The organism is Candidatus Poriferisodalis sp., assembly GCF_965208895.1.
GTDB lineage: Bacteria > Actinomycetota > Acidimicrobiia > Acidimicrobiales > Poriferisodalaceae > Poriferisodalis.
Genome location: NZ_OZ242363.1, coordinates 1,959,837 through 1,984,986, shown reverse-complemented (window position 1 = coordinate 1,984,986; position 25,150 = coordinate 1,959,837). Strand labels below are relative to the sequence as shown.

Genomic DNA, 25,150 nt, shown 5'->3' with positions numbered 1-25,150 from the left:
TGGCCGCGGCTCCGCAAGCTGCGCCGCGCTGTTCATGGTCGCTGGTGCGTGAGCTGTGCTGTGGGGTTCACGAACTCAGCTCCGCCGGGGTGAGCAGTTCGTTCATCTCTACTGGCCTGCCCTCGTCGATCGAGATGTGCGCAGCTCGGCCGATCGCCACCGACCACAGCCCGTCGGCCAGCGTGCACTCGGCCGGGCTCGATGTCAGCACAGCGTCGCGAAAGCGTTCCAGCTCGATGTACGACGAACCGTGGTGATGGCCGACGACCGGGGCGGTGCTGGTGATCTGCTGCTCTTCGACATTGCCGATCCAGTCACGCTCGCGCACGCCGGTCCTCAGCACGTCGTCGGGGATCAGTGCTTCGAGCTTTCCGCTGTCGCCCACCACCGACAGTTCCTCTTGGTTCCGCGTGGCCTCGGCGAACATGCACAGGTCCAGCAGTGCCCTCGCCCCTGAGGTGAACTCCACGATCACGAACGCATTGTCCAAGATGTCCGGTGTCTCGCCGCCGTAGCGCTCGTCGAGGTGGTTCACGTCCTGCGCGCCCGATGCCATCACGCGGTCCGGCTCGCAGCCCACGATGAGCCGCATGAGGTCGAAGAAGTGGCAGCACTTCTCCACCAAGGTTCCGCCGGTATTGCGGTTGAACCGGTTCCAGTCGCGCACCTTGGGCTGGAATGGGAAGCGGTGCTCGCGGATGGTCACCATTGCGATGCGACCCACCGCACCGGCGTGAGCCTGTTCGATCAGCGCAGCCACCGGTGCCATGTAGCGGTACTCCAGTCCGACCCACACCAGCGGTGCTGAATTCTCCAGCGCCTCGATGCCGTCGATGATGCGGCGACAATCGGTCAGCGTGGTGGCCAGGGGCTTCTCGACGAGCTGGGGCACGCCGGCTGCGGCCACATCGAGCACGATGTCGGTGTGCAGGTGGTTTGGCGTTGCGATCACCACGGCGTCGCACAGCTCGGCGTCGAGGAGTTCTCGGTGGTCGCCGAAACACGGCACCGGATCGAGACCGTTACAGGCGAGTTCGTGCTGGGCTGCCTTGAGCGATGGTTCCCAGTTGTCGCAGAACGCCGCTACCTCAGCCCCGTCGAGTGCGATGACATTGGCGATGTGCTCGATGCCCATCATGCCGGTTCCGATGACGCCGAAGCGCATCGGCCGGTCGCTGACCGCAGCCATCTCGCTCACCGCACGTGCGCTCTGTCGGGAGTGCCATGCGAGCTGCCGCCGGCTCCGGTCACGGCAGCGGCACCCCTTCGGAGGCTTCGACAATGTCGTACACGTCATTGCGGTCGAGGTGAACACCGAGCGCAGCCTGCAGCCCTTCGAGACGTTCAGGCTGCTGCGTGCCGACGATGGCGATGGGTGCCGTGGGGTGAGCCAGCACGAAGGCCACGCACACCGCGGCTCGGTCGACCCCTTCCCGCTCGGCCAGCCGATCCAGCGTTGCCAGAAGCTGCGCCCGCACCCCGCTGTCCTCATCAGCTCCGGCCGGGTTCGGGGCCATGAGTCGCCCGCCGGCGAGCGGGCTCCATGCCAGCGGCACCATGCCCATCTCCGAGCACAGGTCGAGCGTGCCGTCGCGTAGCGGGTCCAGGCAGGCGGCTGAGTACTCAGGCTGGGTGCTCACGAGCGGAGCCTCCAGGTGCGCCGCCAGCGCCCGGGTCTGCGCGGGCGTGTAGTTCGAGACGCCGACGGCACCAATCAGGCCGTCGGCGACCAAACCGTCGAGCGTGTCGGCTAGCTCGGCGGGGTGAGTGAACATGTCGGGCCGGTGCACTTGGTAGACATCGATGCGATCAATCCCGAGCCGCGCCAGCGAAGCCTCGCATGCGGCCCTCAGAGCGATCGAACCGGAGTCATACGGCACCGGCGGCACGATGCCACCCTTGGTGGCGATCACCATGCGGTCGCGCAGTTCCGGCCGGGCCCGCAGCACCGCTCCCAGGTTCTCCTCGCAGCTGCCGAAGCCTGTGCCGCCCCAGTCCAACCCGTAGACGTCGGCGATGTCAACCAGATTCATGCCGAGCTCCAGCCCGGCTTCGATCAGCGCCGCGTTCTGGCCGATGTCGGTGCCGGTGAAACGCCACAGGCCCAGCGCCAGCGGCCCGACCTCGACGTCGCCCGAGCCCAGACGCCGCGGAGCAGACCGCACCAGCCCGGTCGGCACATCGGAATTTGACACGGTCACCTCGGCTCTGACGTCAGATGGACTGGGGCGCAGTCTGCCGGGGCGACGCCGATGCCGTGCGCTGGTTCTGAGCCCGATCGTGTCTTTGCGATGTCCCCATTCAGGATTTCACCGAGCCGGCCAGCAGACCGCGCACGAAGAACCGTTGCAGGAAGAAGAACACCAGCATCGGCACCCCTGCCTGCACGAACGCGCCGGCCGACAGCAGGTGCTCTCGCAGGCCGAACTCGCCGGCCATCGAGGCAATCTTGATAGTGGCCGGGTAGTTCTCGCCCGCGGCGCCGAGCATGGTCAAAGCGATCAGGTAGTCGTTCCAGGTCCACAGGAACTGGAAGATGGCAAAGGCCGCCAGAGCAGGCACCGAGAGCGGGACGACGATCCGCCAGAAGATCGTGAAATGGTCGGCGCCGTCGATGCGGGCTGCCTCGAACAGCTCTCCGGGCAAGGTTGAGATGTAGTTGTGCAGCAAGAAGATGGCGAACGGCAAGGCGAATGCCGTGTGGGTCAGCCAGACGGCCGTCGCGGTGCCGGCGAGACTGAAGTCGGGGATGAGCGTGACGACGATCTCGGTCCCAAGGATTATCTCGGTCCCAGGGATGGACCAGTGCGCGCCGCCGGAGAACATCTGCAGCAGCGGGAGCAGGGCCACCTGGTTCGGCAGGGCAAGCAGCGACACAGTCCCGATGAAGATCCACTCGCGGCCCCGGAACGGGATCCATGCAAAGGCGTACGCCGCCAAAGCAGCGATGGCGATCGGAATGATCGTTGCCGGAATGGCGATCGCGAACGAGTTGAGCAGCGCCTGCCACAGCCCGCCGGTCTGAGCCCCCGACGACAGCACGTCGGCGTAGTTCTCCAGCGTCCAGTTGCCTTCAGTGAACGACGTCCACCAGCCAGAGGCGCGCTGATCGTCGCGGTGCCGGAACGAGTTGAGGAACAGGCTGCCGGTGGGAACGCTCCAGACGATCACCATCAGCCACAGCACCCAGACCGGAATGGAGCGCAGGAAGCGGTACACCGCTCGCCCGATGCGGTCGGGGCCCTGGCGTCCGCGCGGCGCCGAACCAGAGCCCGCAGGCTGTTCAGCTGCTGCTGCGGCGTCGACGGCGCTACTCACCGCGTTGCATCCGTCTGATGTTGAGACCCATGACCGGTACCACGCCCAGGAACAGCACCACCGCCAAAGCCGATCCCAACCCCAAGTTGAATTCGGTGAAGCTGCGCTGCCACATCTCGTTGGCGATGACCTGTGTGCCGAAGTTGCCGTTGGTCATCACCCGCACGATGTCGAACACCTTCATGACCAGCACGATCATGGCGGTCATGACCACCGTGATCGTGGGCACGATGGTCGGCAGCGTCACCCCGAAGAAGACTTGGCGCTCGTCGGCGCCGTCGACTCGGGCCGCCTCGATCAGATCCGAGGGCACAGCCTTGATGGCCGCCGACAGGATCACCATGGCGAACCCGGTCTGGATCCAGATCAGCACCACCATCAGCCACACATTGTTGAAGGGGGATTCCTGGACGAACAGGATCGTTCCCGCAATCGGCTCGCCGTTGGGGCCCAAGATGGAGCCGCCGACGCCGGGACCCAAGAAGCGGTAGATCAGCCACAGCAGCGGGATGGCCGCGGTCGCCGAGCCGATGGCGAGCGCTGACTGCCGTCTCCGCACGCCGAAGGCGCACAGTGCGGCCAGCATGGCAGTCACTGTTGCCAGGACGGCAACCGCGATCCACGCCCCGCCGGTGGAGGGCCTCAGCGTGCCGAACCAGACCCAGATGGCGTTGAGCAGCCCGGTCTGGGACTTCTGAGGCGGCCGGGCGATGTACATGAAGCGCCAGATGATCCCCGCTCCGACGAAAGAGATCGCCATCGGCAGGAAGATCAAGCTCTTGGCGAAGGATTCGCGTTTGGTGCGGTCGGCGATCACCGCGGCCAGCAGGCCGAGCGCGGTCGACAGGAACGTGACCGCCACCACCCACCACAGGTTGTTCATCACCGTGCCGCGCAGATTGGCGAACACGGCGAAACTGAGCAGCAGGCCTCCGCCGATCCCGATCCCGACCGTGCTGGCTGAGATATCTGCTGTGACGCCGCGACGTCGACCCCGAGCCAACGCAATGACCGCCGCAACGGCAAACAGCATGACGCTGCCCCAGAACAACTGGCTGCCGAAGATGCCGGCCCAGCCCGACAAATCCAGGCTCTGTGCGTTGGTGAAAATGTCGCCGTAGTTGGCAAGCCCGCGAAAGCCGGTGCCGGCCTTGTCGAACAGCGACAGGTAGATGGTCCGCAGCAGCGGGATGATCAGCCCCAGCGCGACGAACAGCATGGCCGGCCCCACGAAGGTGAGCGCTCGCAGCCGACTCTGTACCGCAGATGTGCGTTTCGCGGAGGGAGGCCGCAGCATCCCGACGGCGGCACCCACCAGACCGAACACCGCAGCACCGCCGACAATCCACGCGAACTGTGAGCCTGCCAGCAACGGCGTGGAGTCGGCCCCGCTGCGAAGCCCCGACGCCACAGCACCCGCAGCGCCCCCGGCGAGCACGCCTGAGGTTGCGGTCACGACGGCCCAGCGCCGCTCGACGAGTCCGAACAGGCGGTGCGTGACCCAGAACACCGCGGCGCTGGCGCCGACGGCTATCACCACGCCAGCAAAAGCCCCCCACAACGCCGCCATCGTCGCAGTCTTGCAGTTCGCGCTGCGCGGCAGCGCACCTCCACGCCGGCGATCGGGAGTGAGGTGTCAACAGCGAAGGGCCGCCCCGCACATGCGGGACGGCCCTTCGTCTATGAATTCGATCTGGCCGGCGGGTGCACCTCGCGGTGCCGTGCCAGCCAGCACTGGCTCAGTCTCAGCGGGGCCAGCTGTCGTCGATGGCTTGCGTCGCCTCAGCGACGCTCTTGTCGCCGTTGACGACGGCGGTGCCCTCGGTCCAGAAGGTGCCGGCGCCGACCTCGGCAGGCATCAGGTCTGAGCCGTCGAAGCGCACGACATCGGCATTCTGCAAGATGTCGAGGAACGACTGCTCAAGCGGCTGGTACACGTTCGGGTCCTGGTTTGTCGCAGCCGACAGGAAGCCCGACAGGCCGCCGCCCTTGCGCTCGGTCTGCGCCCGCTGGCGCAACTCGGCGTATTCGGAGCTGCCGAAGTACTTCATCACTTCCCACACCTCGGGAGCGTCGCGGAAGGCGCCCACCAGGGTGCCGGCGCCCAGAACGGGCTGGTCGCCCTTCACCGACGGGAAGTAGAAGGTGTCGACAGCGTCGGCCGAGCCGTCCGCGAACACGGTTCCCTCGGGGATGAACGCGGCATAGAAGGACGCCTGACGGTGCATCATGCAGTCGTTGTCGACCAGCGGCTGGCCGTTGTCGCCGAACGGCGTCGCGGCGATGGAGCCACCGGCGGCGAACACCATTCCCGGCGTGTTCCACAGGTCAAGCACCTCGTTGAACACGCCGCTGACCTCGTCGCTGGAGAACGCCAGGTCGCCGGCGACCCACGCGTCGTAGTCCGCAGGCGTGTGGAAGCGCAGCATCAGGTCTTCGACCCAGTCGGTGAAGGTCCAGCCGGTGGCCGGACCGCTCTCGATGCCGATGCAGAACGGGGTATCGCCGTTCGCGATCATCTCGGCCGACAGTGCCTTGAGCTCGTCCCAAGTGCCGGGTACCTCGTAGCCCTTCGACTCGAACAGGGCCGGCTTGTACCACACCAGCGACTTCAGGTCGGACTTGTTCGGAATGCCGTACTGGGTGCCGTCGACGTCGCCGAACGATGTCCACGCAGGAGTCCAATGCTCATTCATCGCGGCCACGACGTCGTCGGGCAGTGCGATGAGGTGGCCGTTGCGTGCGAAGTCGGCCAGCTTGCCGGGCTGCGGGAAGATGAAGATGTCCGGCGGGTTGCCGCCAGCTGCCTGCGCATTGATCTGATCAGCGGCGTCGCGTGCGCCGGTGTAGCTGATCTCGATGCCTGTCCGGTCGGCGAAGTGATCGAGCGCATCTCGAAGGGCGCCCGCTTCCTCGTCGCTGGACTCGGGACCGAACACCGACACCTTGGTGCCGGCCAAGTCCATCATGTCGTCGTCGTCCATGTGCTCGTCCATGTCGTCGTCGGACATGTCGTCGTCCATGTGCTCGTCCATGTCGTCGTCGGACATGTCGTCGTCCATGTGCTCGTCCATGTCGTCGTCGGACATGTCGTCAGACATCTCATCTGACGCTGCGGTCGCCTCCGTGGTCGGCGCCGCCGCGTCACCGTCTGCGTCGTCGTCGCTGCCGCAGGCAGCAGCGATCAGCGCGGTTGCGAATAGCACGCCGAGCAGTTGAACCACGCGGCGCCCCCGACGGGTGCGCTGATGGGATGGGTGTGTCATTGAGTGCTTCCTCCCTGGAATGACGCGATGCCAACGCTCTGCCACGAATTGTCGGGCACGCCGTGCGACCTCAAGATGGTCGCTGCTGGCCAGTCGTCTCGGCGATGTGCCTGACGAGTCAGGCTAACGAGCGGCAGAGGCGTAGTGGTTGGAGCGCAGTGTGACAGTCGCGTGACGAGCGCGTTCGCTTACGTCTTGCGGCACACGATGGCGCTGCGGGGCACTAGGTGCAACGTTGCGGGAAACCGGGCAGGAGCGTCGCTGCTCGCGCCCGCTGTCTCGTACATCAACTCGCCGTGCGCGAGGTCCAACGTGGCCTCGGAGTCGGCCGTGTTGGCAGCGACCAGCACCGGTCCGCGGCGCAGCACGATGACCGCTCCGAAGCGCTCCCACTCCACCGCCTCGTCAGCCAGTCCGTCCTGCTCGAACAATCTCCTCCGAACTGCCAGCAGTCGCCGGTAGCTGTTCAGACACGAGCTGGTGTCGTTGCGCTGTGCCTCGGCGGTGTGTTCAGCCGGCCGCGGTTCGCTAGCCAGCCAAGGCTCGACTGCAGAGAAGCCGTTGAACGGTCCTGTCCCCCACGGCATGGGTGTGCGGCACCCATCGCGGCCCGCAGCCACGTCGCCGTCGGGTCCCACCGGGTCGAGTTTCGATTCTGACGCCACCTGCCCGTCTTCGAGGCCGAGTTCCTCGCCCTGGTACAGCACCGGCACCCCGGGGGCGAAGGCGAGCAGCGTATTCATGGCCAAGGTGCGCTCGCGCCCCGCGACGCCGCCGCCGAATCGCGTGGGCGCTCGAGTCATGTCATGGCTCCCCGCTGCCCACAGCAACCGGTCCGACAGCTCGCCAGGCCCGATCAGCACCTCCCACAGCTCGTCGGCGTTCCACTCGATGTGCATCGGCGCGAACCAGTAGCCGCCGTGCATGCCGTCGGGCGGCAGCAAGGCATCCATGCCGCGAGGATCCAGGTGGTACGTCTCGCCGTGCAAGAAGGCGCCGTAACCGTCGCAGATGGCGCGCCAGCGGCGGAAGACCTCCTGGCTCTCCGGCTGGAAGACGTCGTGGAGGTGCTCGAAGCAGTCCCACTGCTCCCAGCGGCTGGCGCCGGGCGGGATCGGCTGCCGTTGCGGGTTGGAACGAAGCTGAGCGTCCTTCACCAGGCCACCTGCCACATCCACGCGGAAGCCGTCCACGCCGCGGTCGAGCCAAAAGCGCAGGATGGCGTCCCACTCGTCGGCCACGGCTGGGTTGCGCCAGTTCAGATCGGGTTGGGTCGGCAGGAACAGGTGCAGGTAGTACTGGCCCGAGTCGGCATCGAAGGCCCACGCCGGGCCGCCGAAGTAGCCGACCCAGTTGTTGGGCGGGCCGCCGCCGGGCGCCGGGTCGCGCCAGATGTAGTAGTCGCGATAGCGCTCGCGGTCCGCCGCGCCGGAGTTGCCGAGCGCCGCTTGGAACCAGCGGTGATCGCTGCTGGTGTGATTCGGCACCAAGTCGGTGACGATGCGGATGCCGCGGTCGTGGGCTTCGGCGACCAGCCGATCGAAGATCGCCAGGTCGCCGAAGAGCGGGTCCACGTCGCAGTAGTCGGCCACGTCGTAGCCCCAGTCGTGCCCGGGCGTGGGATAGAAGGGGGTGATCCAGATGAAGTCGACGCCGAGGTCGCCGAGGTAGCCGAGTTTCGACCTGATGCCCTCGAGATCGCCGACGCCGTCGTCGTTCGAGTCGGCGAATGAGCGGATGTAGATCTGGTAGCCGGTGGCGCCGGCCCACCACTGCTCAGAAGTGATACTGGCCACGATGGAGTTCTAGTTCAGCCGAGCCCCCGCGTTCGGGCAGCCGGGCTGCTCAAACCAAAGACCGACCCGCAGAAGCGGGCCGGTCCTTGGTCTGTCAGTTTGGGTTGTGTGATGTGCTGCCCGGAGTTCACACCCCGAGCGGTGAACACGCCGTCATCATAGCGCGGGAGAAAATGGCATGCGCCACACTTAGGGCACACGATCGAAGAATCGGACGACAACTGAAAGGCAGCAGCCATGCCACAACCTCCCAGTCCCTACGACTTCCTTCCCGCCGTTGCGTCGTTCGAGGTGCGAAGCGACGACGTAGCTGAGGGCCAGATGCTGGCAATGCCGCAAGTCTCGGGCATCTTCGGTGCCGGCGGCGAAGATCGGTCGCCCCACTTGGCGTGGTCGGGTGCGCCGCAGGGCACCCAGAGCTACGCGGTGACCTGCTTCGACCCCGACGCGCCGACGGGCAGCGGCTTCTGGCACTGGGTGGTGTACGACATCGAGGCTTCATGCACTGAGCTCGCATCCGGTGCCGGCGATGCCGAGGGCAGCGGGCTGCCTGAGGGCGCAAAGCAACTCCGCAACGACGCTGGGTTGACCGGTTACTTGGGCTCTGCGCCGCCTGCGGGCCACGGCCCGCACCGCTACATGTTCGCTGTGCATGCGCTGAGCGTCGCCACGTTGCCGATCGACGAGAGCGTCTCGCCGGCAATCTGCGGTTTCAACATGTTCGGCACGACGCTGGCCCGCGCTCTCGTCACCCCGATCTACGAACAGAGCTAGCCATGACGGCCGGACCGCCGGCCGGCGGTCGCGACCATCTCGAAGTGGTCTACCGGGCTATGTGGCAAGACGGCCGCGATGGCATTCACGAGCTCGCCGCCAGCACCTTCCGCGGCTGGGCGCAGTCGCAGCACCCTCAACTCGATGTGGCCCGTGCGGGCGGCGACGGCGAGGCCGGTGCCGTGGCCACTGCCAGCAAGCGAGGTTCGGCGGGACGCGTCGTCGCAGCCGGGGTATCCGATGCCGATGCCGGGTATGCCTCGGGGGTGCCCGACGTTCCCGCAGCTGCCGCAGCTGCCGCAGCTGCCGATTGCCGGCTCGACCTGACACGTGAGACGAGCACCGACGGCGGTGTCACGACCACCACGCTGGAACTTGTCCGTCAGGGCGCCACCGGCGTGACGGTGGTGACGACCCGCGTGCTGAGCGACGCCGAGGGGGCCTGGCTGTGGGTGGACGTCGAGGTCCCCGCCGCTGCGTCGTCGGCGCGCGACGGCTCGCTGAGCAAAAGCCGTTCGATTCCGATGCCGGGTCTCGGTGCGGACCATGTTTCGTCGCAGCCCGCCGTACTGCGCGAGACGGGCGCAGCATCGCTCGTGCATGAACTGCTCGACACAGGCATTCGCGGTGGCGGGCGACCGCACGTCGGCCCCGAACCGCTGTCGGTCGATCCGGTGCAGGTGCGCGACCCCGCGCATACCGAAGCGATTCGCAACGCCATCGTCTCGCCCCAGCGGCCTGTTCCGTACCTGGTGATTGCGTGGGATCCGATCAACCCCGACACGGCGATGGGCGACATGACCCGCCGGGCGCACAGCGCCGCATCGCAGCTCGCCGGGCTTGCGCGCGTGTTCGTCATGCCGTTGGCGCTGCTGACCCGGTTTCAGCGTCTCGTCGGCGGCGAGCTCGACTTGCAGCCCGGCGAGGCGCGGCTGTACATGACTGGCTCGCAGGATGCGCACCGGCACCGGACGCTGTCGGCGGAATTGGTGCGCAGCGACCCCCACCAGGCGGGCCGCTGGGCCTCTGCTCTGCTGCGCTTGGCGCTCGCTGAGCGCGAGCCGCCGCCGCTGTATGGACAGGCCCGCGCACGGCTTGGCAGCCAGCGCCAGGCGCCGATCCTGGAAGCCGGACCCAGCCCCGCCGAACGCGTCGCTGCGCTGGAGTCTGAGCGCGACGACCTGTGGGAAGCCCTGTTTGAGACACGCGAACAGCGAGCAGCAGCACGCCAGCAGCGAGATGAGATATCCCAGCAGGTCTTGGACATGCAGGAGGAGCTGCAGCTCGCGCAGCTGCGGGCCGACGACCTGCAGCGCCAGCTCATCGACGCCCAGGATCAGATGGTCAAGTGGTTGTTGCAAGCGGGCCAGCGCGCGGAGGCGCCCGACACCGACGCGTCAAAGCGCAAGTACCAGCAGGTCACCTCGATCCGTCAGGCCCTCCAGCTCGCCCGCGCGAATCTGACGAAGATTGAGATCCCGCCCGCGGCCGAGCACCGGATCGCCGACTTGGACAGCGCCATCGAGTCCCACTCGTGGGCGCTCAGCGTCTTCGACGGGCTGCTGGCCTTGGAGGCCTACGCCAATACGGGCGCCAGCTTCCAGGACTTCCGCGATTGGTGCCGTCGGAGCAATCACCAGCGGGTGTGGTTCGCTAATGCCAAGAAGCTGGCGATGAACGAGTCTGAAGAAGTCATGCGCCGACCCGAACTGCGCAAGTATCGGCTGCTGCCGGTGGCCGTCAGCGTGGCGCCGGCCGGCCGTATCGAGATGCAAGCGCATCTCAAGCTGTCGAACGCATCATTCGCGCCGCGGCTGTACTTCCATGACGGCACCCGTGGCCCCGACGCCACCGGCAAGGTACATGTGGGCTACATCGGCCCGCACCTGCCCACCAAGCGCTTCAGGTCCTGACAGCGCTTGCCCGACCGCGCGCCGCGTCCGTTACGGACCCTCGGCGGTGCTGCCGAGATGAAGCGTCACCTGCACCCACCTGGCCTCGGCATCGTGGTGGATCCCAGGTTCGGTCCCATTGAAGTCACGCATTCCTCGGCGCATCAGCAGCCAGCCGCGGCCCCGCTGCTCCATGTAGCGGCGTGTCAAGAGATAGTTGGCCATCGACTCGTTCCGCGATCTGGGACGACCGCCTGCTCGAACGGAAGCGGCTGTGATGTGATTCGGAAGTCGGCCCGGACTGGTGAGCGTGACGCGGTCTTCGAATACCTCGAGCAGTACTTGGGAGCCAGTGATCGCATAGTCGCGATGGGCCACGGCATTGACGAGCGCCTCGCGCACGACGCTCACCGGCAGCAGGTAGTGGTCGACGCGTCGGACATGTTCGTAGGTCTCGGAGCGTCCCAGCGACTTGAACCATCCCAGGGCTCGGTCCACCTGCTCGTCGAGCCGGCCGGTTGCGCTCGCCACCTGGAGTACATCGGCGGCTTGGTCAGCTCCGCCGTACGCGACGCATTCGACAAAGAAGCGCCGCGTTTGGGGAAAGCGCTGAGGGTCTTTTCCGAAGGCGAACAAGCCGTACAGCGTGGGTCTCAGTTCGCCGTCACGCTCTGCCACCGCGCCGCGATTGCGCAGGTCGTCGTCGCTGCGGGGCTGCGGTTCGGTATCGGTGTCAATATCGAGGTCACGCAGATAGTCGCGGAACGCATGCGGATCGATGTCCGCGGTCGATGCGGGGCCGATCACCTGTTCCTCGGTCAGGACGTAGCCGAACGCGTTGAAGAGGTCTTGCAGTTCGGTCGGCGACGGCTCGACCGTGCTGCGTCCGCGCCGAACCCACACACGTCCGTCGCAGCGCATCGGCTCGAACCCTCGCTGACGTGTGACCGTGATCCAGTGCACCCACCCTTGCGCATGGCGGTGACGGCCGAGCCGAGCGTTGAGCGGAGAGCTGCAGCCGGACTGCAGGTAGGCAGACAGGCGCTCCTGGGTTTGCTCAGGGTCTTCGGAGACGCCCACGACCTTGCGGGAATTGTCGACGCCGAGCACGACGATGCCGCCGTCGGTGTTGGCGAAGGCACAGATCGCTCGCCCGGTTGCCGAGCGATCCCGGAAGTTCAGCTTGAATTCCGTGCGCTCGTCTTCGCCGGCCTCGATCCGGTTCGCAACGTCAGGCCATTCCACATGGTCACGCTATTGCCGCCGCTGAGTACTCGGCCGCGATCTGGCGTGCCGACGTTCGCTGGGCGCCCGTCGGCTCTCAGCGAACGGGCCGAGGGTGGGAGGAAGCTGTGGCTCAGCCGGCTCCTTGGGCGCCCTGGCGATCGCCTTGGGGGTCACGGCGTGACACGAAACCGTTGAGGTCGCAGGCCTCGCGTACCGGCGCGCTCATGTCGTAGGTGCCCGGATCCAGCGGGGTTCCCGTGCCGTCGGCGACCCGGGTCATCATGTGGAAGTTGGCGCTGACCGCCACGGCGTCGACCATGACGTCGGCGCCAGCGGCATCGACCACCGCAGCACGCGCCGCAGCGGTGGCCTCGCGATCGCCTTCCCACATCGCCTCAGCGAGGCGGGCCAGCAGCGCGCCGTGGGGAACGCCGCCGTCACCTCCGTGGGAACCGTTGACGGTGTCGTAGCGGACTTCCATGTCCTTTTGTTGGCCGCTCAGACCGAGCAGCAACGCGTGAGCAGAGGTTCAGTAGAAGCACTCGTTGAGCTTCGAAGTCCGCGCAGCAAGCACCTCGATCTGGGGTCGGGTCAGCGAGTTGCGGTCGGACACCACATCGCCACGCACTCGCTCCATGGGCACGTACTGGGCGTCGGACAGGATGAAGAGCGCCTCGTTCTCCGCCGGAACGGCGCTGAGGGCCTTGATGACGTTGGGCATCTTGAGGTCGGCGGTGGGCACCCAGTGGTACTTCACCGCCGCGGGTGCGCCCTCGCGTCCCGGCGGCCCGTCGGCTGGCTCGTTCAGTTCGATGCGTGGCAGCTCCAGCGCATCGGCGAAGCGGTCGACGCAGTTGGCCTGCGCGACGATGCCCACCAGCTCGACGTATGCCAGCGGATCGACGCCACGGTCGATGATCGAGGTGTACCAGTCCTGCGTCAGCGTCCCTGGATGGTTGGTAATGCGCCAGACCGCGTCGGCGGCGGCAGCGGGCAGCGGCGCTTCGGGATCGACGAGTCCGTCGATGCTGCTGGGCTGCACCCACGGGGGCAGCACGTCGCCGTCGTCGGTTCGGTGGTCACGCGCCGCCCGAACGTGCCGCACGATCTCGGCGCGTTGTGCCGCCGTCCACCACGTGCCCGGCCGGGCCCAGCGTGCCGCAATCTCGCCGTGGGCGGCGCCGAGATCGTCCCGGATGGGCAGCTCGGTGTCGTACGTGCGCTGTGGTGCCGCGATGCTCATCGGCGTCCCTCCGCTCGTTCTCGTTCCGACGTGCGCAAGCCACGTCGCTCGTGTCGTCGCGCCGGTCATCGCGGCGCTGCGAACATCGTCGCACAGGCGGTGAGTGCGTGCTGTCAGCACAGATGAGGAGGCGCACCGGGCGGCGCAAGACGACGTGGCCGCCTGACGGAGTTCCCGGCGCCCATGCGAGGGTGCGCGCGGCACGCCTGTTGGCCTACGATCAGCCTCGCAATCTCGCCGGATCGCTGCATGCGTCGCCCGGAGGGATTGCTTTCGCCTGCACCATCGAACCCCTCAAGGAGCACCGATGCCAACGCCGCAGAAGGCCATCTTCAATGAGATGGGCGCCAACCAGTGGTACGTCCACCTGAGTCGCGTCGAGGGCGCCGACCTCGGCGTGATCAAGTCCGTGCTTGCCGACCTGCGTGCAGCGTGCGACGCAGACGGCATCAACCTGACGCTGGGCTTCGGTCCGGGACTGCTGCCGGAGCTGTCCGACGACGTGCCCGACGACTTCCAGGCCTACGTGACCGTCCAGTCCACCGACGGATCGGGGCGCGAAGCCAAGGGCACCCAGGAAGAGCTGCTGTTGTGGTTGAACCACGACGACAAGGACAAGGTGTGGAAGGCGCAGTACGACGCTCGCACTGCGCTGGCCGGCCACATGGCCGTCGCCCGTGAGACGCCGACGTTCATCTACGGCGATTCGCTGGACATGACCGGCTTCAAGGACGGCACCGGCAACCCGGCCGATGAGGACCAGCCGGCCGCGGCCATCGTGCCCGACGGCGATGCCGGCGCAGGAGGCAGCCACATCATCGCCCAGCGCTGGGTGCACGACCTCGACGGCTGGAACGCCTTGTCCGACGACCAGCAAGAGAAGAACTTCGGGCGCAAGAAGTTCCCCGAGACCGACAAGACCGACAGCCAGGAGCCCTACAGCCACCTGAGCCACGTCGAGCTGCGTGCAGATGGCAACCACGGCAACGAGGGCAGCGACAAGATCAACGAGATCGCTCGCCGTTCCACGCCGTATGCGTTCCACGACGGCACCGTGGGCCTGTACTTCATGGCGTTCTGCAAGGACCAGGCGCCGCTGCGCCGCCGCCTGCGCCGGATGTACGGCCTCGACGACGCCAATGGCGTGCGTGACGCCATCACCAGCTTCTCGAACCCGGCCTCGGGTTCGTTCTACTTCGCGCCCAGCACCGAGACGCTCGATGCCATCACCGGCTGACCGTCGCTGCCCCGCCGTGCGCTCGACAAGTTGCTGAGGCCCGAACTCACAGAACACGGCTGCCCCAAAAGGGGGACGGTCAGAGTTTGACAGGCCCGGCCCGACAGGCCCCCTGAAGCGTTGGCCGGGTGTAGTCTGCTCTGCCACACGGTGTTGTCGGCGGAGGTTGCAGATGTCTGTGGTACGTACGTTCCCGGGGGGGGGGGGGCTTCTTAGGAGCCTTGTAGCGGTCGCTGTGGTGGGCGCGTTGTTGGCGTTGGTGCCGTTGTCGTCGGCTGGGGCGCAGACGCCAACGCCGTCTGTGTTGGTGAGCAATGTGGGTCAGTCCACCGGTGGCGGCTCTCTGAATTTCGGGACATCAGATGCAGCTCAGGCATTCTCGACGGGTTCCAACGCGTCGGGTTACACGTTGAGCAGTGTCGATGTGAGGTTCGGCGGGTTGTCGCAGACTGATGCGGCTTCGAGGCTGAGGGTCACGGTGAATGCTGATGCGGGAGGCTTCCCGGGCGCGGTTGTCGGTACTTTGACGTTTCCTGTCTACACGGCTTTCTCCAGTGATCAGACGTTGAGGTTCAAGGCGCCTGAGGGGGGCATCAGCCTTGCGGCGGACACCACCTATTTCGTTGTGTTGGACAGCTTTCAGTTTGGGTGGTCGGGCTTCGCCTCGTTGTGGAGAACCACAAGTGACGGCGAGGATGCCGGCGCGGCGGCGGGTTGGAGCATCGCCGACACGAGCCTGAGCCGCTTTTGGTCCAATGCCGTAGGCGGCTGGTCGTCGGAGTCTCGCAGCGTGACGATCGGTGTGAACGGCGTGCCGGTGGAGCCGCCGGCGTTGCCGCAGCCGTTTGGTGTGTCGTTGGGGCGGTTGTTTGAGGGTGAGCGTCGTTCGGTGGTGGTGTGGGGTTTGTCTGATGGTTCGGTGGAGGTGCGTGCGTTGCAGGCTGTGTCGGGTGTGTCGGCGTCTGCGGGGTCGGACTTTCGGGTGTTTTATCCGTCGGGCGGTTCGGTGAGGGTGGATTCGGGTCCGTTCGATGCGGCGGTTGTGGGTGGTGTGGCTCGGTTCGATCTGGAGGGTGTGGCTGATTCCAACACCGAGGTGGGCGCGCAGGCGGAGTTCTTGCGGCTGGGGTTCTTCCGGTCGGGTCGTCTTGTGGGGGACGCGACGGTGGAGTTGGTGGACGCGAGTGTGGGGGGCCGGTCTGATTCGGTGCTGTTTCGGGTGTGCCCGGGCGCGGACTGTTCGCCGGACAGCGACGCGGGTTGGGTGGAGTCGTATCGGCCGCGGGTGGTGCTGCGCGAGGGCGGCGGGCGTGTGGTCTATCAGTACAAGCTGATCGGGCACGGGCGCCGGTATGTGGACGCGAGCGTGGATGTGTGGGTGAACGGGTCGGCGCCGGCGGGGTATTACGCGGGCAGCATCCGTTCGGGTCTCGATGATCATGATCGGCTGCGTTGTCATCCCACGGCGGATCATCGGACGCGGCACACGGTGGGCGCCCGCGGTTTCTGGATGGAGGGCTACCAGACGCCGACGGGAAGCGAGTACCCCAACGGCAATGGTGTGCTGGAGTGGCGTGCGGCGCCGTGGTATGACCTGATGGGCGGCTGCGGGTATTACCGCAATGCGGTGTCGTGGGCGGAGCGTGACGACTGGCATACGGTGGAGTTCTCCGCTGGTCATGACAGTGATGCGTTCGACGAGTCGTTCCGGCTGTCCCATGTGGTGACCGCGAACGCCGATCCGGTGATCCGGGGCCAGGGGCCGCTGAAGAGCCTGTCGGCCGCTCAGTTGCGGGCGTTGGCTTTTGTGCCGTACGAGACGGGCCATGTGCAGGTGCATATCGTCGATGACGACGTGTGGGAGCAGGAGCTGGAGTTCTCCGGCGACGGCGGCGCGACGTGGGTGGCGGGCCGCGACGGCGGTCTGGAGCAGGCGCTGCCGGCGACGTTGGGGGCGGGGAGCTCTCACGAAGTGCAGATCCGTCTGCGCTATCCCGACGCCGCGCGCGGCACTGCCTCGGATTATGTGAATGTGCGGGTGGCGGGCTGCGACATGTCCCAGAGCGAGCGGACCGGGGAGACGGTGGTGATCGGCGGGGTGATTCGTCACATCACTGAGTTCGTGCCGCAGAAGGTGACGATCACCCCGAATTTCCGGGGTGCGGACCGGGAGGGGTGCCGCACGACGTTCGACTGGGGGACCGGCCTGTTGGCGTCGGCGCCGCCTTCGGGGACGGTGACGTTGACGGTGCACGCCGCGGCCGACGCTGCGGGGACCGTGTCGGCGTTGCAGCTGTACAACTATCTGTTCTACGACCGCACCGACACAGATCTGCCTGACGCGGGGGCGACCCGCGACATCGTCAGCCAGATCTATGACCAGACCCGCCGGTTCCGGATCGTCCCGGCGGGCCCCGGTGAAGAGCCCGACACCGACGACACCGACGACGTGCCCGGCAGCGACGATGCGCCCGGCACCGACGACGCGCCCGGCGCTGTCGACTCGGCGTCGGAGCCGGTGCGGTACGTGATGCCGGCGGCGTTGGTCGCGGAGGTCGAGGCGCACATCGCGTCGTTCAGGGCGCGCAGCCACGCGGCCGGGGTGCGCGACTGGACAGCAGTGCTCGACCGGCTCCAGGGCAACAGCGGCGGCATGAGCGACGACGACATCGCGGCGTGGCTCGCCCGCTCGCGGCGTCACGGCTGGGCCGACGGCGTCGCCACGCTGCCCAAGGTGCAGGCAGCTCTCACCGCCCAAGCAGCCGCCCAACAACAACAACAGCAGCAGCAGCAGGAGCCCGTGGGCGACAGCGACGACCAGCCGCTGCGGCTGCCTGTCGTGGTGCCCGAGGTGACCGTGACGTCGGCGGCAGCAGCGACCGAGGGAGCAGCGGTGACGTTCGCGGTGGCCGCGTCGCCTGCCCCCACAGCCGACCTCGCGGTCGCGGTCGCGGTGACCGCGGCAGGCGACTACGGCGTCACCACAGGCACCCGCACCGTCACGATCCCCGCCGGTACCATGTCCGCGACGCTCAGCGTGCCCACCGTCGATGACACCGCAGACGAGCCCGACGGCACCGTCACCGCCACGGTGACCGCCGGCGACGGCTACACGATCGGTGCGGCATCGACACGAACCGCCGCCGTCACCGACGACGACGAACCGCCGCCGCCTGCGGTGAGCGTCAGTGCCGCCGCAGGTGTGAGCGAGGGCGGTGTGGCGTTGTTCACGGTGAGCGCTGATGTTGCGCCCGCTGCGGACCTGCCGGTGAGCGTCACGGTCGCGGCGTCAGGCGATTACGGCGTGGCGACCGGCACGCGGACGGTGACGATCGCGGCGGGCACGACCAGCAAGGTGCTGTCGGTGGCGACGGCCGATGATTCGGTCGACGAGGCTGACGGCTCGGTGTCGGTGACGGTGGCCGACGGTGCCGATTACGACGTCGGCACAGCCACGGCGACGGTCAGCGTCACAGACGACGACGATCCGCCTCCAGTGCAGGATGTGCCCGACACCGACGACATCGAGGACACCGATCAAGTGCCCGCCGACAGCGATGCATGCACCGCCAAGCCGACCGTCGCCGCAGCCGACGCGACCGCCACACGCGGCGACGACCTCGAGTTCGTCATCAGCATCGACTGCGCCCACAGCAGCCATGTCGAGGTGACCTACACCATCGCGCACGGCGGCGCCTACGCCGACGGAGGCACAGTGAGGATCAGCAGCGGCGACACCACAGCAACCGTGCGCGTCCCGACCATCGGCGCCAGCGACGTCGGCCTCTACCTGGCCTGGGTCACCGAAGTCACCAACCCATACGGAACCTGGGCATACGGCACCATCACCGACTGACCATCAAGGGCGCCTGTATAGGGGCTTGACCAAACAAGTTGCTCGCGTTAGCCCGAGGCAGTGGGCACGCAGACCGCCGAAACTCGCGACTGGATCGACTCGCTCAACTATCTGTCGCTGCATGAGGAGCATCTTGACATCCAGTATTGTGAGCATCATGATGTCTCCATGAGGACGACGTTGACGCTTGATGACGATGTTGCGGACGCGCTCAAGGAACGGGTGCGCCACTTGGATCAGCCCTTCAAGCAGGTTGTCAACGACGTGCTGCGTCGCGGACTGGGGCCGGACGCATCCCAACCGACCGACCAATATCGCGTCCGGACCCATTCGACCGGGTTCGCGCCGGGAGTCGATCCCTTGAAGCTGAACCAGCTTGTGGATGAATTCGAGACTGAGGCCTACCTCGAGAAGGAAGCGCGTGTCGCGCGTGCTGCGTCCGAACGTGCTGACGACCAGTGATCGTTCCCGATCTCAATCTGCTGATCTACGCCCACAATGACATGGCGCCGAGCCACGATGTCGCGCGCAGTTGGTGGGAATCTCTGCTCAGGGGGAGCGAGCGCATCGGACTGCCGTGGGTCGTCGTCTGTGGTTTTCTGCGTCTGACGACCCAACGGGCGTTCTACGAACATCCCCTGACCCCAGAGCATGCGACTGACGCCGTGTCTGACTGGTTCGCGGTGCCGAACGTCATGCCGCTGAATCCGGGTACACAGCATCTGGCGATCTTCCGGCGCTTGCTCGTTGAAGCCGGGGTCGGCGGCAACCTAGTCACCGATGCGCACATCGCGGCGCTCGCGATCGAGCACCAAGCGGAGGTTCATTCCAACGACAGCAACTTTGCGCGTTTCGGCGGTCTCCGCTGGCGCAATCCGCTCGTGACGGGTCGCTAGCCCGAGGAGCGCTTCCCTCAGCGCTTAGATAGTTGCGAGATGCCAGTCGGCGAGAGCCTGAGCGGCTGCGGATCGGACCCGTCACGGCGATGGATGGTTGATTGATGCTGTGCCTATGTTGCGTTCTCGGCCTGGTCGCGGAACCACTCGCGTGCCGACATCGAGGCGATCGCTTCAAGCGCGAGTCCCGTGTGCAGGTCGTCTGCCATCGCACGACGCAGGGGGCGCACCAGGGCGTGGCGGGTGTTGCGCAGCAGGATCGGGTTGAGCTTCGCCAGACTTGCGGCGATTTCCTGGGCGCGGTCCATCAGGCCGCCGGCAGGCAGCACCTCGCCCACGATGCCGAGATCGTGGGCTTCGGCGGCGCCGATCTGCTGACCGGTGAGCAGGAAGTAGCGGCCCCGGTTCGGCCCGAGCAGCAGCGGCCACACGATCTGCATGCTGTCACCAGGCACCAATCCGCCGGGGAAGTGCGGGGCGTCTTGAAAGTAGGCATCCTCGGCGGCCAGGACGATGTCGCACAGCACGGCCAGCTCGGAGTGAACCGTCACGGGGCCGTTGACCGCGGCGATCATCGGCACCTCGATGTCGAGCATCTGGTCCACGAGCCGGTTGCCCTCCCAGATGATGCGATCCCACACCGTGGCGTTGGCCCGCCCCTCGGCCAGCGCGTTGACCTCATCGGGCAGCTCGATGAACGAGTCCCCGGTGCCGGTGAGGATCACTACCTTGATGTCCCGGTCCGATGCGAGTGCCATGAACAGCTCCGGCAGTTCCCGGTGGGGGCGCCCGCCCCACTGCAGCGGACCGTCGCGGGTGTGCATGCGGACGGTCACGACCCCCGCGTCGTCGCGGGTCACTTCCGCGGTGCGATATCGGTCTGCGTATTCGTCAAACTCCATGGGCTCATGCTCGCAGAGCCGGCGCGCCAACGGGAGAGCTGAGGGGCCAGCCGATTACCATCGTTGAGGCGAGGAACTTTGCAGGGGGCTTGGGATGACTGACGTGGCGGATCCAGTGCGGACGGCTGGCACGCCGACGAGAGCGCAGCATCTCGCGGAGATGGCCGACTACCTCGCTGGTGGAGTGCAGCGCGCGCACGAGACCGGCAACCGCGGGCCGGTGCGATTCGGCCCGGACGGCAAGCTGCACCCCGAGATCTTGGACGACTTCTGGAAGCACGGCTTCTACGTCTTCACCGACGTTGTCGGCGCCGATGAGATCGCTGAGTTACGGGCCGATGTGTCCGAGGTCATCGAACGGGCACCGGTGCGCAAAGGCGCCGAGGTGGACCGCCACGGCCGGCCCGCGCTGGGGCGCGACTACGCCGTCGAGCCGTACATCCACGTCGCGCCGCTGTCGGACCCGTTTGGCGGCACCAGCGCCCTCGGCGGTCGTCACCAAGTGCAGATGGACCAGCCCACGCCCGACGAGGACGCTCCGCCCGATGTCGTCTACCTGATCTTCGGCATGTGCCAGTCGATGCCCTCCGCGCTGCGGCTGTACGGCCACCCGGACCTGATGTCGATCGCGGAGAGCATCAACGGACCCGACTTTGTGCCCTACAACGACGCCATCTTCGTGAAGGAGCCAGGGCTCGGCGGCTCCGTGTCGTGGCACCAGGACGGCGTCACCCACTGGGACAACCCGAACTGGGACATGGGCATCCACGGCTTCAACTTCCAGGTGCAGCTGTATGAGACCACCGCGGCGAATGCGCTGTGGGTGGTGCCGGGCACGCACACTGCCGGCCGCATCGACCTGCGTGCGAAGGTGGCCGCCAATGGCGGCAGCACGATGCTGCCCGATGCCATCCCGCTGCTGTGCGAACCGGGGGACGTGACGGTGGTGAACCGGCACATGGTCCATGGCTCCTATGCGAATACGTCCCCGGATCCGCGCATCTCGGTCACGTTCGGCTTCCATCGCCGCTCGTCCGTGCTCGGCGTGACAGGTCAACTGCGGGTGCACGAGCGTGACGCCTTGGTCGTCTACGACGAGGAGCGCGTCTTCAAGCGGTCGTCGGTGATCGCCGTGGCCATCGACGCCAGGGCGCAGCACCGCCCCGACGAGCGCCGCTACACCTACGCCCCCTTCGTCGGCCTCGAAGACGATTTCCGCCACAACGACGAGACGTTCGACCGCGTCATCCGCGACTACAACCTGAATGATCTAGCCATCTGATCGCCGACGACGAGCGCGTTCGGGCGACGCTGCCTGCCGCGCGATTGCGTCATCACACGGCCGGCGATTCCCAGGGGTTTATCAAGCGGAGGCCAAGCCCTTCGAAGTCACGGATGTTGCGTGTGGCCAGTGGGAGACGCCGCAGCCCGGCGGACGCAGCAATCAGCGCATCGCCGACATCAAGTGTGCGGCCAGAGCGTTGAACCTGGGCCCGCAGCTCGGCAGCATGTTCGGCCTCGGCAGGACCAATGGGAACGATCCGTCGGGCGCGTTCGGCGAGCGATCCGATGGCGACCGCAATGGCGTCACGGCGACGGCCTGGTGCCATTCGCTGTACGCCGTACTCCAATTCGTGCAGCACGATTGTCGACAGCCAGAGGTTTGATTCGCTGGCAAGGAACGCGAGCACATTGGCGTCGGGTGCGGGCCGAGCCGTTTCTGAGACGACGTTGGTGTCGAGGAGGATGCCGTTCACGGGGCGTCGGATACAGCGTCGGTGGCGTAGTCGATGAACGGGATGGGCCGATCCGAGCGGCGATCGGGGAGTTCGAGGTCGAACCCGCGGGGCATGTTGTCGATGAGCCACTGGCCGAGATGCACTTCAGGCTCGGCTCGCTGCTGCCACTCATGTTCGGGGACGACGACGAACGTCCGGCGGGTGCCGATGCGCTGGGGACCCTCCTCTTCTGCGCAGCGAAGAATGTGCGAGAGGCGCGACTTGGCCTCAGCCACGGTCCAGATGTGAGATGAATCCGCCGCGTCCGCAACCACTAAGCCTCCCGCTGGATCCAAGATTCGTCGAATAACTAGTCCAATGCAGACTAGATGATTAGTTCCAAGGGAGCGTCGGACAGACCCCGGTCGCCGCAAGCATCTTCTATTCGTGCGGGCCGCGCACCGACCGCACCGTCATCTGCTGGGTCGTGTCGCCGCCTGCGATGGTGTCGTTTGGCCGTGATGGACACAGAGCCCGTCACAGCGGCCTCGTCTTGCTACTTGTCACCCGAATCGCCGTCGGAGGGCCCAGAACCGCGCGGCGGCGGCTCGTACGCGCCCTTGGGGACATCCTTCGGCTCGATCGATGCAGTGGGCGTGTAGCCGTCGTATGCGCTTCGACGTTTCTCACGGCGCTCTGACCGCTTGATCCGGCCGCTCGGCTTGTCACGACTCATCGGATCAACCCCGGGCGCTCGGATCAGGTATTGCTATGAACTCTAACGACTCGATTTCCTGCGACTCCAGCAGTAGCCCGGACCCTGTCAACCACAGATCGCCCTTGCCGTCACGCGCCGGCACGTCGGCTTCGCGGCTCCCGAAGAGCTGGTCCCATGCCGTCGGGGCACGATTCACGCCCAGCAGCGTTCGCATCCGGCGCGGATGCTTGGCTGTAAGCCATCCCAATCCCCAGCCGACGACGTATGGGACGACGACGAATCCGAGGGGAATGAGGTACACCCACCACGAAACTGGTCTTCGAGCCGCGAGATCATCCCAGTAACGCAGGGCCAACCAGTGCCAGACCCAGAATCCCGCAGCCAGCCACACTCCCGAGAACAGCAGCAGTCGCAGCCCCAGTCTCGCCCCCGGCGGCTATAGCGCACCGAGTGCCACTCAAATCCAGCAGCGGCAGCCGCTCCAGGAATAAGCAGAACGAACGCCACAGCGGCTGTGCGGGCAATCGTCTCGAACTCAGGCAACATCACGACCCCGCCCACGGCCAACTGTCCAGAACCGCTTCGCAGTCTCGCGCCTTACGGAGCCGCTCAGAAAGTCAATTTCGCTGCGACGAAGCCGAGAACGGGTGCTTAACCTGCACGGTGATGACGGGTCTCACGCGCCGGCTCCGGCGACGCCCGCCCAAGTACTCGGCTGCGGCGCTGGCCTGGAAGGGCCTCCGCGGCGAGAACTGGCCTCGGGTGTGGCGCGACTGCGACCTGAAGCGCTCCTACGACGCGGTCGTCATCGGCGGCGGCGTGCATGGCCTCGCCACCGCCTACTACCTCGCTCGCAACCACGGCATGACCAATGTGGCCGTGCTGGACAAGGCCTACTTGGGCAGCGGCGGCTCGGGACGCAACACGGCGATCGTGCGCTCCAACTACCTCACCCCCGAAGGCGTGGCTTTCTACGACCGATCAGTGCACCTGTATGAGCGGATGGCGGTCGAGCTGAACATCAACGTGATGTTCAGCCAGCGCGGCCACCTGACGCTGGCCCACTCCGACGCCTCCCTGCGCACGATGCACTGGCGTGCCGAGGTCAACAAGCTCGGCGGCGTCAACTCCAGCGTGATCGGCCCCGACGAGGTCAAGCAGGAGTGTCCGAGTCTGGACACCTCCGACCACCCCCGTTACCCGATACAAGGTGCCCTCTATCACCCGCCCGGCGGTGTCGTGCGCCACGACGCAGTGGTGTGGGGCTACGCCCGCGCCGCTGACCACATGGGCGTCGAGATGCACCAGAAGACCGAGGTCACCGACATCATCTGCGAAGGCGGCGACGGTCCCGGCGGCAAGGGCGCCGGCGGCCGAGTCACCGGAGTGCGCACCAACCGGGGCGACATCTCCACGCCGATCGTGATCAACTGCACCGCCGGGTGGGCGTCGCTCATCTCGGCCATGGCCGGTGTGCGGCTGCCCATCACCACCCACCCGCTGCAGGCCGCCGTCACCGAACCGGTGAAGATGTTCCTGCCGACGGTGGTGGTCTCGGGCTCGCTGCACGTCTACGTGAGTCAGACCGACCGCGGCGAGCTGGTGTTCGGTGCCTCGGTTGACCCGTACGCCAACTACTCGGTGCGCGGCTCGCTGGAGTTCACCGAGGGTCTGGCCGGCCACGTGCTCGAGCTGATGCCCGGCATCTCGCGCATGCGGGTGCTGCGCCAGTGGTCCGGGCTGTGCGACATGACTCCCGACTACTCGCCGGTGATGGGCTTCACGCCCGTGGACGGCTTCTTGGCGGATGTCGGCTGGGGCACCTACGGCTTCAAGGCCGCACCGGTATCGGGAGAACAGATGGCCGAAGCCGCAGCCACGGGCCGCACGCCCAAGCTGATCGAGGCCTTCGCCCTCAGCCGCTTCGACGAAGGCGTGCTGGTGGGCGAAAAGGGTGCAGCGTCGGTGGGCCACTGATGTTACTCGTACCTTGCCCCAACTGCGGCCCACGCAATTCGACCGATCTCCGGTACGGGGGCGAATCGCACGCTCGTCCCGACCCCAATACGGCTTCACCTGCCGAATGGCGGGCCTACCTCTACCTGCGCGACAACCCCGCCGGTTGGCTGCGCGAGAACTGGTACTGCGCGTCGGGATGCCGCCGCTGGTTCTCGATCGAACGCAACACCGCCACCAACGAGTTCCGTGATCCGCCGCTGCCCGGCGACAAGCGAGGCGGTGCGGCATGAGTGCGTGTGTGCCCGGTGCTGCCGGGGGTCTCCAGCCCGACGGCGAGCGAGGCGGTGC

23 protein-coding genes are annotated in these 25,150 nt (G+C 66.7%); 9 read left to right on the top strand and 14 right to left on the bottom strand.

Annotation, left to right across the window (positions count from 1 at the left end):
• Positions 1 to 67: 67 nt before the first annotated feature.
• The 6 genes from ACOGJB_RS08935 to ACOGJB_RS08910 all read right to left on the bottom strand — a co-directional run bounded on the left by ACOGJB_RS08935 (position 68) and on the right by ACOGJB_RS08910 (position 8,380).
• Positions 68 to 1,189, bottom strand: a complete 1,122-nt coding sequence (locus tag ACOGJB_RS08935) for a Gfo/Idh/MocA family protein (protein ID WP_419840463.1) — start codon at positions 1,187 to 1,189, stop codon at positions 68 to 70.
• A 58-nt stretch (positions 1,190 to 1,247) separates the two neighbouring features.
• Positions 1,248 to 2,195 carry an aldo/keto reductase gene (locus ACOGJB_RS08930; RefSeq protein WP_419840462.1) on the bottom strand — a complete coding sequence of 316 codons (948 nt, stop codon included), beginning with the start codon at positions 2,193 to 2,195 and terminating at the stop codon, positions 1,248 to 1,250.
• Positions 2,196 to 2,301: 106 nt separating this feature from the next.
• Positions 2,302 to 3,318, bottom strand: coding sequence for a carbohydrate ABC transporter permease (locus tag ACOGJB_RS08925; protein WP_419840461.1), 1,017 nt, complete (start codon positions 3,316 to 3,318; stop codon positions 2,302 to 2,304).
• Entirely contained in the window at positions 3,311 to 4,888 is a 1,578-nt protein-coding gene (locus ACOGJB_RS08920; RefSeq protein WP_419840460.1) for a carbohydrate ABC transporter permease, read from the bottom strand. The genes ACOGJB_RS08925 and ACOGJB_RS08920 overlap by 8 nt, the downstream gene beginning before the upstream one ends.
• Positions 4,889 to 5,063: 175 nt before the next feature.
• The gene (locus ACOGJB_RS08915) at positions 5,064 to 6,524 is read right to left on the bottom strand and encodes an ABC transporter substrate-binding protein (protein WP_419840459.1); all 1,461 of its coding nucleotides are present in this window, start codon (positions 6,522 to 6,524) and stop codon (positions 5,064 to 5,066) included.
• 248 nt (positions 6,525 to 6,772) lie between these two features.
• Positions 6,773 to 8,380 (bottom strand): alpha-amylase family glycosyl hydrolase, encoded by a 1,608-nt coding sequence (locus ACOGJB_RS08910; protein WP_419840458.1) that lies wholly within the window; start codon positions 8,378 to 8,380, stop codon positions 6,773 to 6,775.
• Positions 8,381 to 8,617: 237 nt separating this feature from the next.
• Here ACOGJB_RS08910 and ACOGJB_RS08905 point away from each other — a divergent pair, with 237 nt between their 5' ends.
• Positions 8,618 to 9,154 (top strand): YbhB/YbcL family Raf kinase inhibitor-like protein, encoded by a 537-nt coding sequence (locus tag ACOGJB_RS08905; protein WP_419840457.1) that lies wholly within the window; start codon positions 8,618 to 8,620, stop codon positions 9,152 to 9,154.
• Positions 9,155 to 9,156: 2 nt separating this feature from the next.
• Positions 9,157 to 11,067, top strand: a complete 1,911-nt coding sequence (locus ACOGJB_RS08900) for a hypothetical protein (protein ID WP_419840456.1) — start codon at positions 9,157 to 9,159, stop codon at positions 11,065 to 11,067.
• Positions 11,068 to 11,097: 30 nt separating this feature from the next.
• On the opposite strand, the gene ACOGJB_RS08895 is transcribed toward ACOGJB_RS08900, so the two are convergent.
• The 3 genes from ACOGJB_RS08895 to ACOGJB_RS08885 form a co-directional block, all read right to left on the bottom strand.
• Positions 11,098 to 12,291 carry an RNA-binding domain-containing protein gene (locus ACOGJB_RS08895; protein ID WP_419840455.1) on the bottom strand — a complete coding sequence of 398 codons (1,194 nt, stop codon included), beginning with the start codon at positions 12,289 to 12,291 and terminating at the stop codon, positions 11,098 to 11,100.
• A 112-nt stretch (positions 12,292 to 12,403) separates the two neighbouring features.
• Entirely contained in the window at positions 12,404 to 12,787 is a 384-nt protein-coding gene (locus tag ACOGJB_RS08890; protein ID WP_419840454.1) for a hypothetical protein, read from the bottom strand.
• A 15-nt stretch (positions 12,788 to 12,802) separates the two neighbouring features.
• Complete coding sequence (locus ACOGJB_RS08885; protein WP_419840453.1) at positions 12,803 to 13,516, bottom strand: alkylhydroperoxidase-related (seleno)protein; 714 nt, start codon at positions 13,514 to 13,516, stop codon at positions 12,803 to 12,805.
• 307 nt (positions 13,517 to 13,823) lie between these two features.
• Between ACOGJB_RS08885 and ACOGJB_RS08880 the strand changes: the two genes are divergently transcribed.
• From ACOGJB_RS08880 to ACOGJB_RS08865, 4 genes are all read left to right on the top strand, one after another.
• On the top strand, positions 13,824 to 14,753 hold the full coding sequence (locus ACOGJB_RS08880) for a Dyp-type peroxidase (protein WP_419840452.1): 930 nt from the start codon (positions 13,824 to 13,826) through the stop codon (positions 14,751 to 14,753).
• Positions 14,754 to 14,991: 238 nt separating this feature from the next.
• Positions 14,992 to 18,609, top strand: a complete 3,618-nt coding sequence (locus tag ACOGJB_RS08875) for a choice-of-anchor R domain-containing protein (protein WP_419840451.1) — start codon at positions 14,992 to 14,994, stop codon at positions 18,607 to 18,609.
• Positions 18,610 to 18,669: 60 nt separating this feature from the next.
• A complete protein-coding gene (locus ACOGJB_RS08870) occupies positions 18,670 to 19,071 on the top strand; it encodes a hypothetical protein (RefSeq protein WP_419840450.1) in 402 nt (133 codons plus the stop codon).
• Positions 19,068 to 19,505: a type II toxin-antitoxin system VapC family toxin gene (locus ACOGJB_RS08865; RefSeq protein ID WP_419840449.1), complete on the top strand. Its 438-nt coding sequence runs from the start codon at positions 19,068 to 19,070 to the stop codon at positions 19,503 to 19,505. The genes ACOGJB_RS08870 and ACOGJB_RS08865 overlap by 4 nt, the downstream gene beginning before the upstream one ends.
• A 113-nt stretch (positions 19,506 to 19,618) precedes the next feature.
• On the opposite strand, the gene ACOGJB_RS08860 is transcribed toward ACOGJB_RS08865, so the two are convergent.
• Positions 19,619 to 20,407 (bottom strand): enoyl-CoA hydratase/isomerase family protein, encoded by a 789-nt coding sequence (locus tag ACOGJB_RS08860; RefSeq protein ID WP_419840448.1) that lies wholly within the window; start codon positions 20,405 to 20,407, stop codon positions 19,619 to 19,621.
• Positions 20,408 to 20,501: 94 nt separating this feature from the next.
• On the opposite strand from ACOGJB_RS08860, the gene ACOGJB_RS08855 reads away from it, so the two are divergent.
• The gene (locus tag ACOGJB_RS08855; RefSeq protein WP_419840447.1) at positions 20,502 to 21,689 is read left to right on the top strand and encodes a phytanoyl-CoA dioxygenase family protein; all 1,188 of its coding nucleotides are present in this window, start codon (positions 20,502 to 20,504) and stop codon (positions 21,687 to 21,689) included.
• 52 nt (positions 21,690 to 21,741) lie between these two features.
• Here ACOGJB_RS08855 and ACOGJB_RS08850 read toward each other — a convergent pair whose 3' ends face one another.
• The 4 genes from ACOGJB_RS08850 to ACOGJB_RS08835 form a co-directional block, all read right to left on the bottom strand.
• On the bottom strand, positions 21,742 to 22,164 hold the full coding sequence (locus ACOGJB_RS08850; protein ID WP_419840446.1) for a type II toxin-antitoxin system VapC family toxin: 423 nt from the start codon (positions 22,162 to 22,164) through the stop codon (positions 21,742 to 21,744).
• Positions 22,161 to 22,460: a hypothetical protein gene (locus tag ACOGJB_RS08845; RefSeq protein WP_419840445.1), complete on the bottom strand. Its 300-nt coding sequence runs from the start codon at positions 22,458 to 22,460 to the stop codon at positions 22,161 to 22,163. The genes ACOGJB_RS08850 and ACOGJB_RS08845 overlap by 4 nt, the downstream gene beginning before the upstream one ends.
• 221 nt (positions 22,461 to 22,681) lie before the next feature.
• The gene (locus tag ACOGJB_RS08840; protein ID WP_419840444.1) at positions 22,682 to 22,861 is read right to left on the bottom strand and encodes a hypothetical protein; all 180 of its coding nucleotides are present in this window, start codon (positions 22,859 to 22,861) and stop codon (positions 22,682 to 22,684) included.
• Between the two features lie 4 nt (positions 22,862 to 22,865).
• Positions 22,866 to 23,234 (bottom strand): hypothetical protein, encoded by a 369-nt coding sequence (locus ACOGJB_RS08835; RefSeq protein ID WP_419840443.1) that lies wholly within the window; start codon positions 23,232 to 23,234, stop codon positions 22,866 to 22,868.
• Between the two features lie 275 nt (positions 23,235 to 23,509).
• On the opposite strand from ACOGJB_RS08835, the gene ACOGJB_RS08830 reads away from it, so the two are divergent.
• Both ACOGJB_RS08830 and ACOGJB_RS08825 read left to right on the top strand, forming a co-directional pair.
• A complete protein-coding gene (locus ACOGJB_RS08830; protein ID WP_419840442.1) occupies positions 23,510 to 24,820 on the top strand; it encodes an FAD-dependent oxidoreductase in 1,311 nt (436 codons plus the stop codon).
• Entirely contained in the window at positions 24,820 to 25,092 is a 273-nt protein-coding gene (locus ACOGJB_RS08825; RefSeq protein WP_419840441.1) for a sarcosine oxidase subunit delta, read from the top strand. Before ACOGJB_RS08830 ends, ACOGJB_RS08825 begins: the two co-directional genes overlap by 1 nt.
• Positions 25,093 to 25,150: the final 58 nt, after the last annotated feature.

Excerpts from the sequence above, each read along its gene's own strand:
- ACOGJB_RS08935 (WP_419840463.1), bottom strand. The coding sequence starts at position 1,189 with ATGGCTGCGGTCAGCGACCGGCCGATGCGCTTCGGCGTCATCGGAACC.
- ACOGJB_RS08920 (WP_419840460.1), bottom strand. The coding sequence starts at position 4,888 with ATGGCGGCGTTGTGGGGGGCTTTTGCTGGCGTGGTGATAGCCGTCGGC.
- ACOGJB_RS08905 (WP_419840457.1), top strand. The coding sequence starts at position 8,618 with ATGCCACAACCTCCCAGTCCCTACGACTTCCTTCCCGCCGTTGCGTCG.
- ACOGJB_RS08900 (WP_419840456.1), top strand. The coding sequence starts at position 9,157 with ATGACGGCCGGACCGCCGGCCGGCGGTCGCGACCATCTCGAAGTGGTC.
- ACOGJB_RS08885 (WP_419840453.1), bottom strand. The coding sequence starts at position 13,516 with ATGAGCATCGCGGCACCACAGCGCACGTACGACACCGAGCTGCCCATC.
- ACOGJB_RS08880 (WP_419840452.1), top strand. The coding sequence starts at position 13,824 with ATGCCAACGCCGCAGAAGGCCATCTTCAATGAGATGGGCGCCAACCAG.
- ACOGJB_RS08860 (WP_419840448.1), bottom strand. The coding sequence starts at position 20,407 with ATGGAGTTTGACGAATACGCAGACCGATATCGCACCGCGGAAGTGACC.
- ACOGJB_RS08855 (WP_419840447.1), top strand. The coding sequence starts at position 20,502 with ATGACTGACGTGGCGGATCCAGTGCGGACGGCTGGCACGCCGACGAGA.
- ACOGJB_RS08840 (WP_419840444.1), bottom strand. The coding sequence starts at position 22,861 with ATGAGTCGTGACAAGCCGAGCGGCCGGATCAAGCGGTCAGAGCGCCGT.
- ACOGJB_RS08830 (WP_419840442.1), top strand. The coding sequence starts at position 23,510 with ATGACGGGTCTCACGCGCCGGCTCCGGCGACGCCCGCCCAAGTACTCG.
- ACOGJB_RS08825 (WP_419840441.1), top strand. The coding sequence starts at position 24,820 with ATGTTACTCGTACCTTGCCCCAACTGCGGCCCACGCAATTCGACCGAT.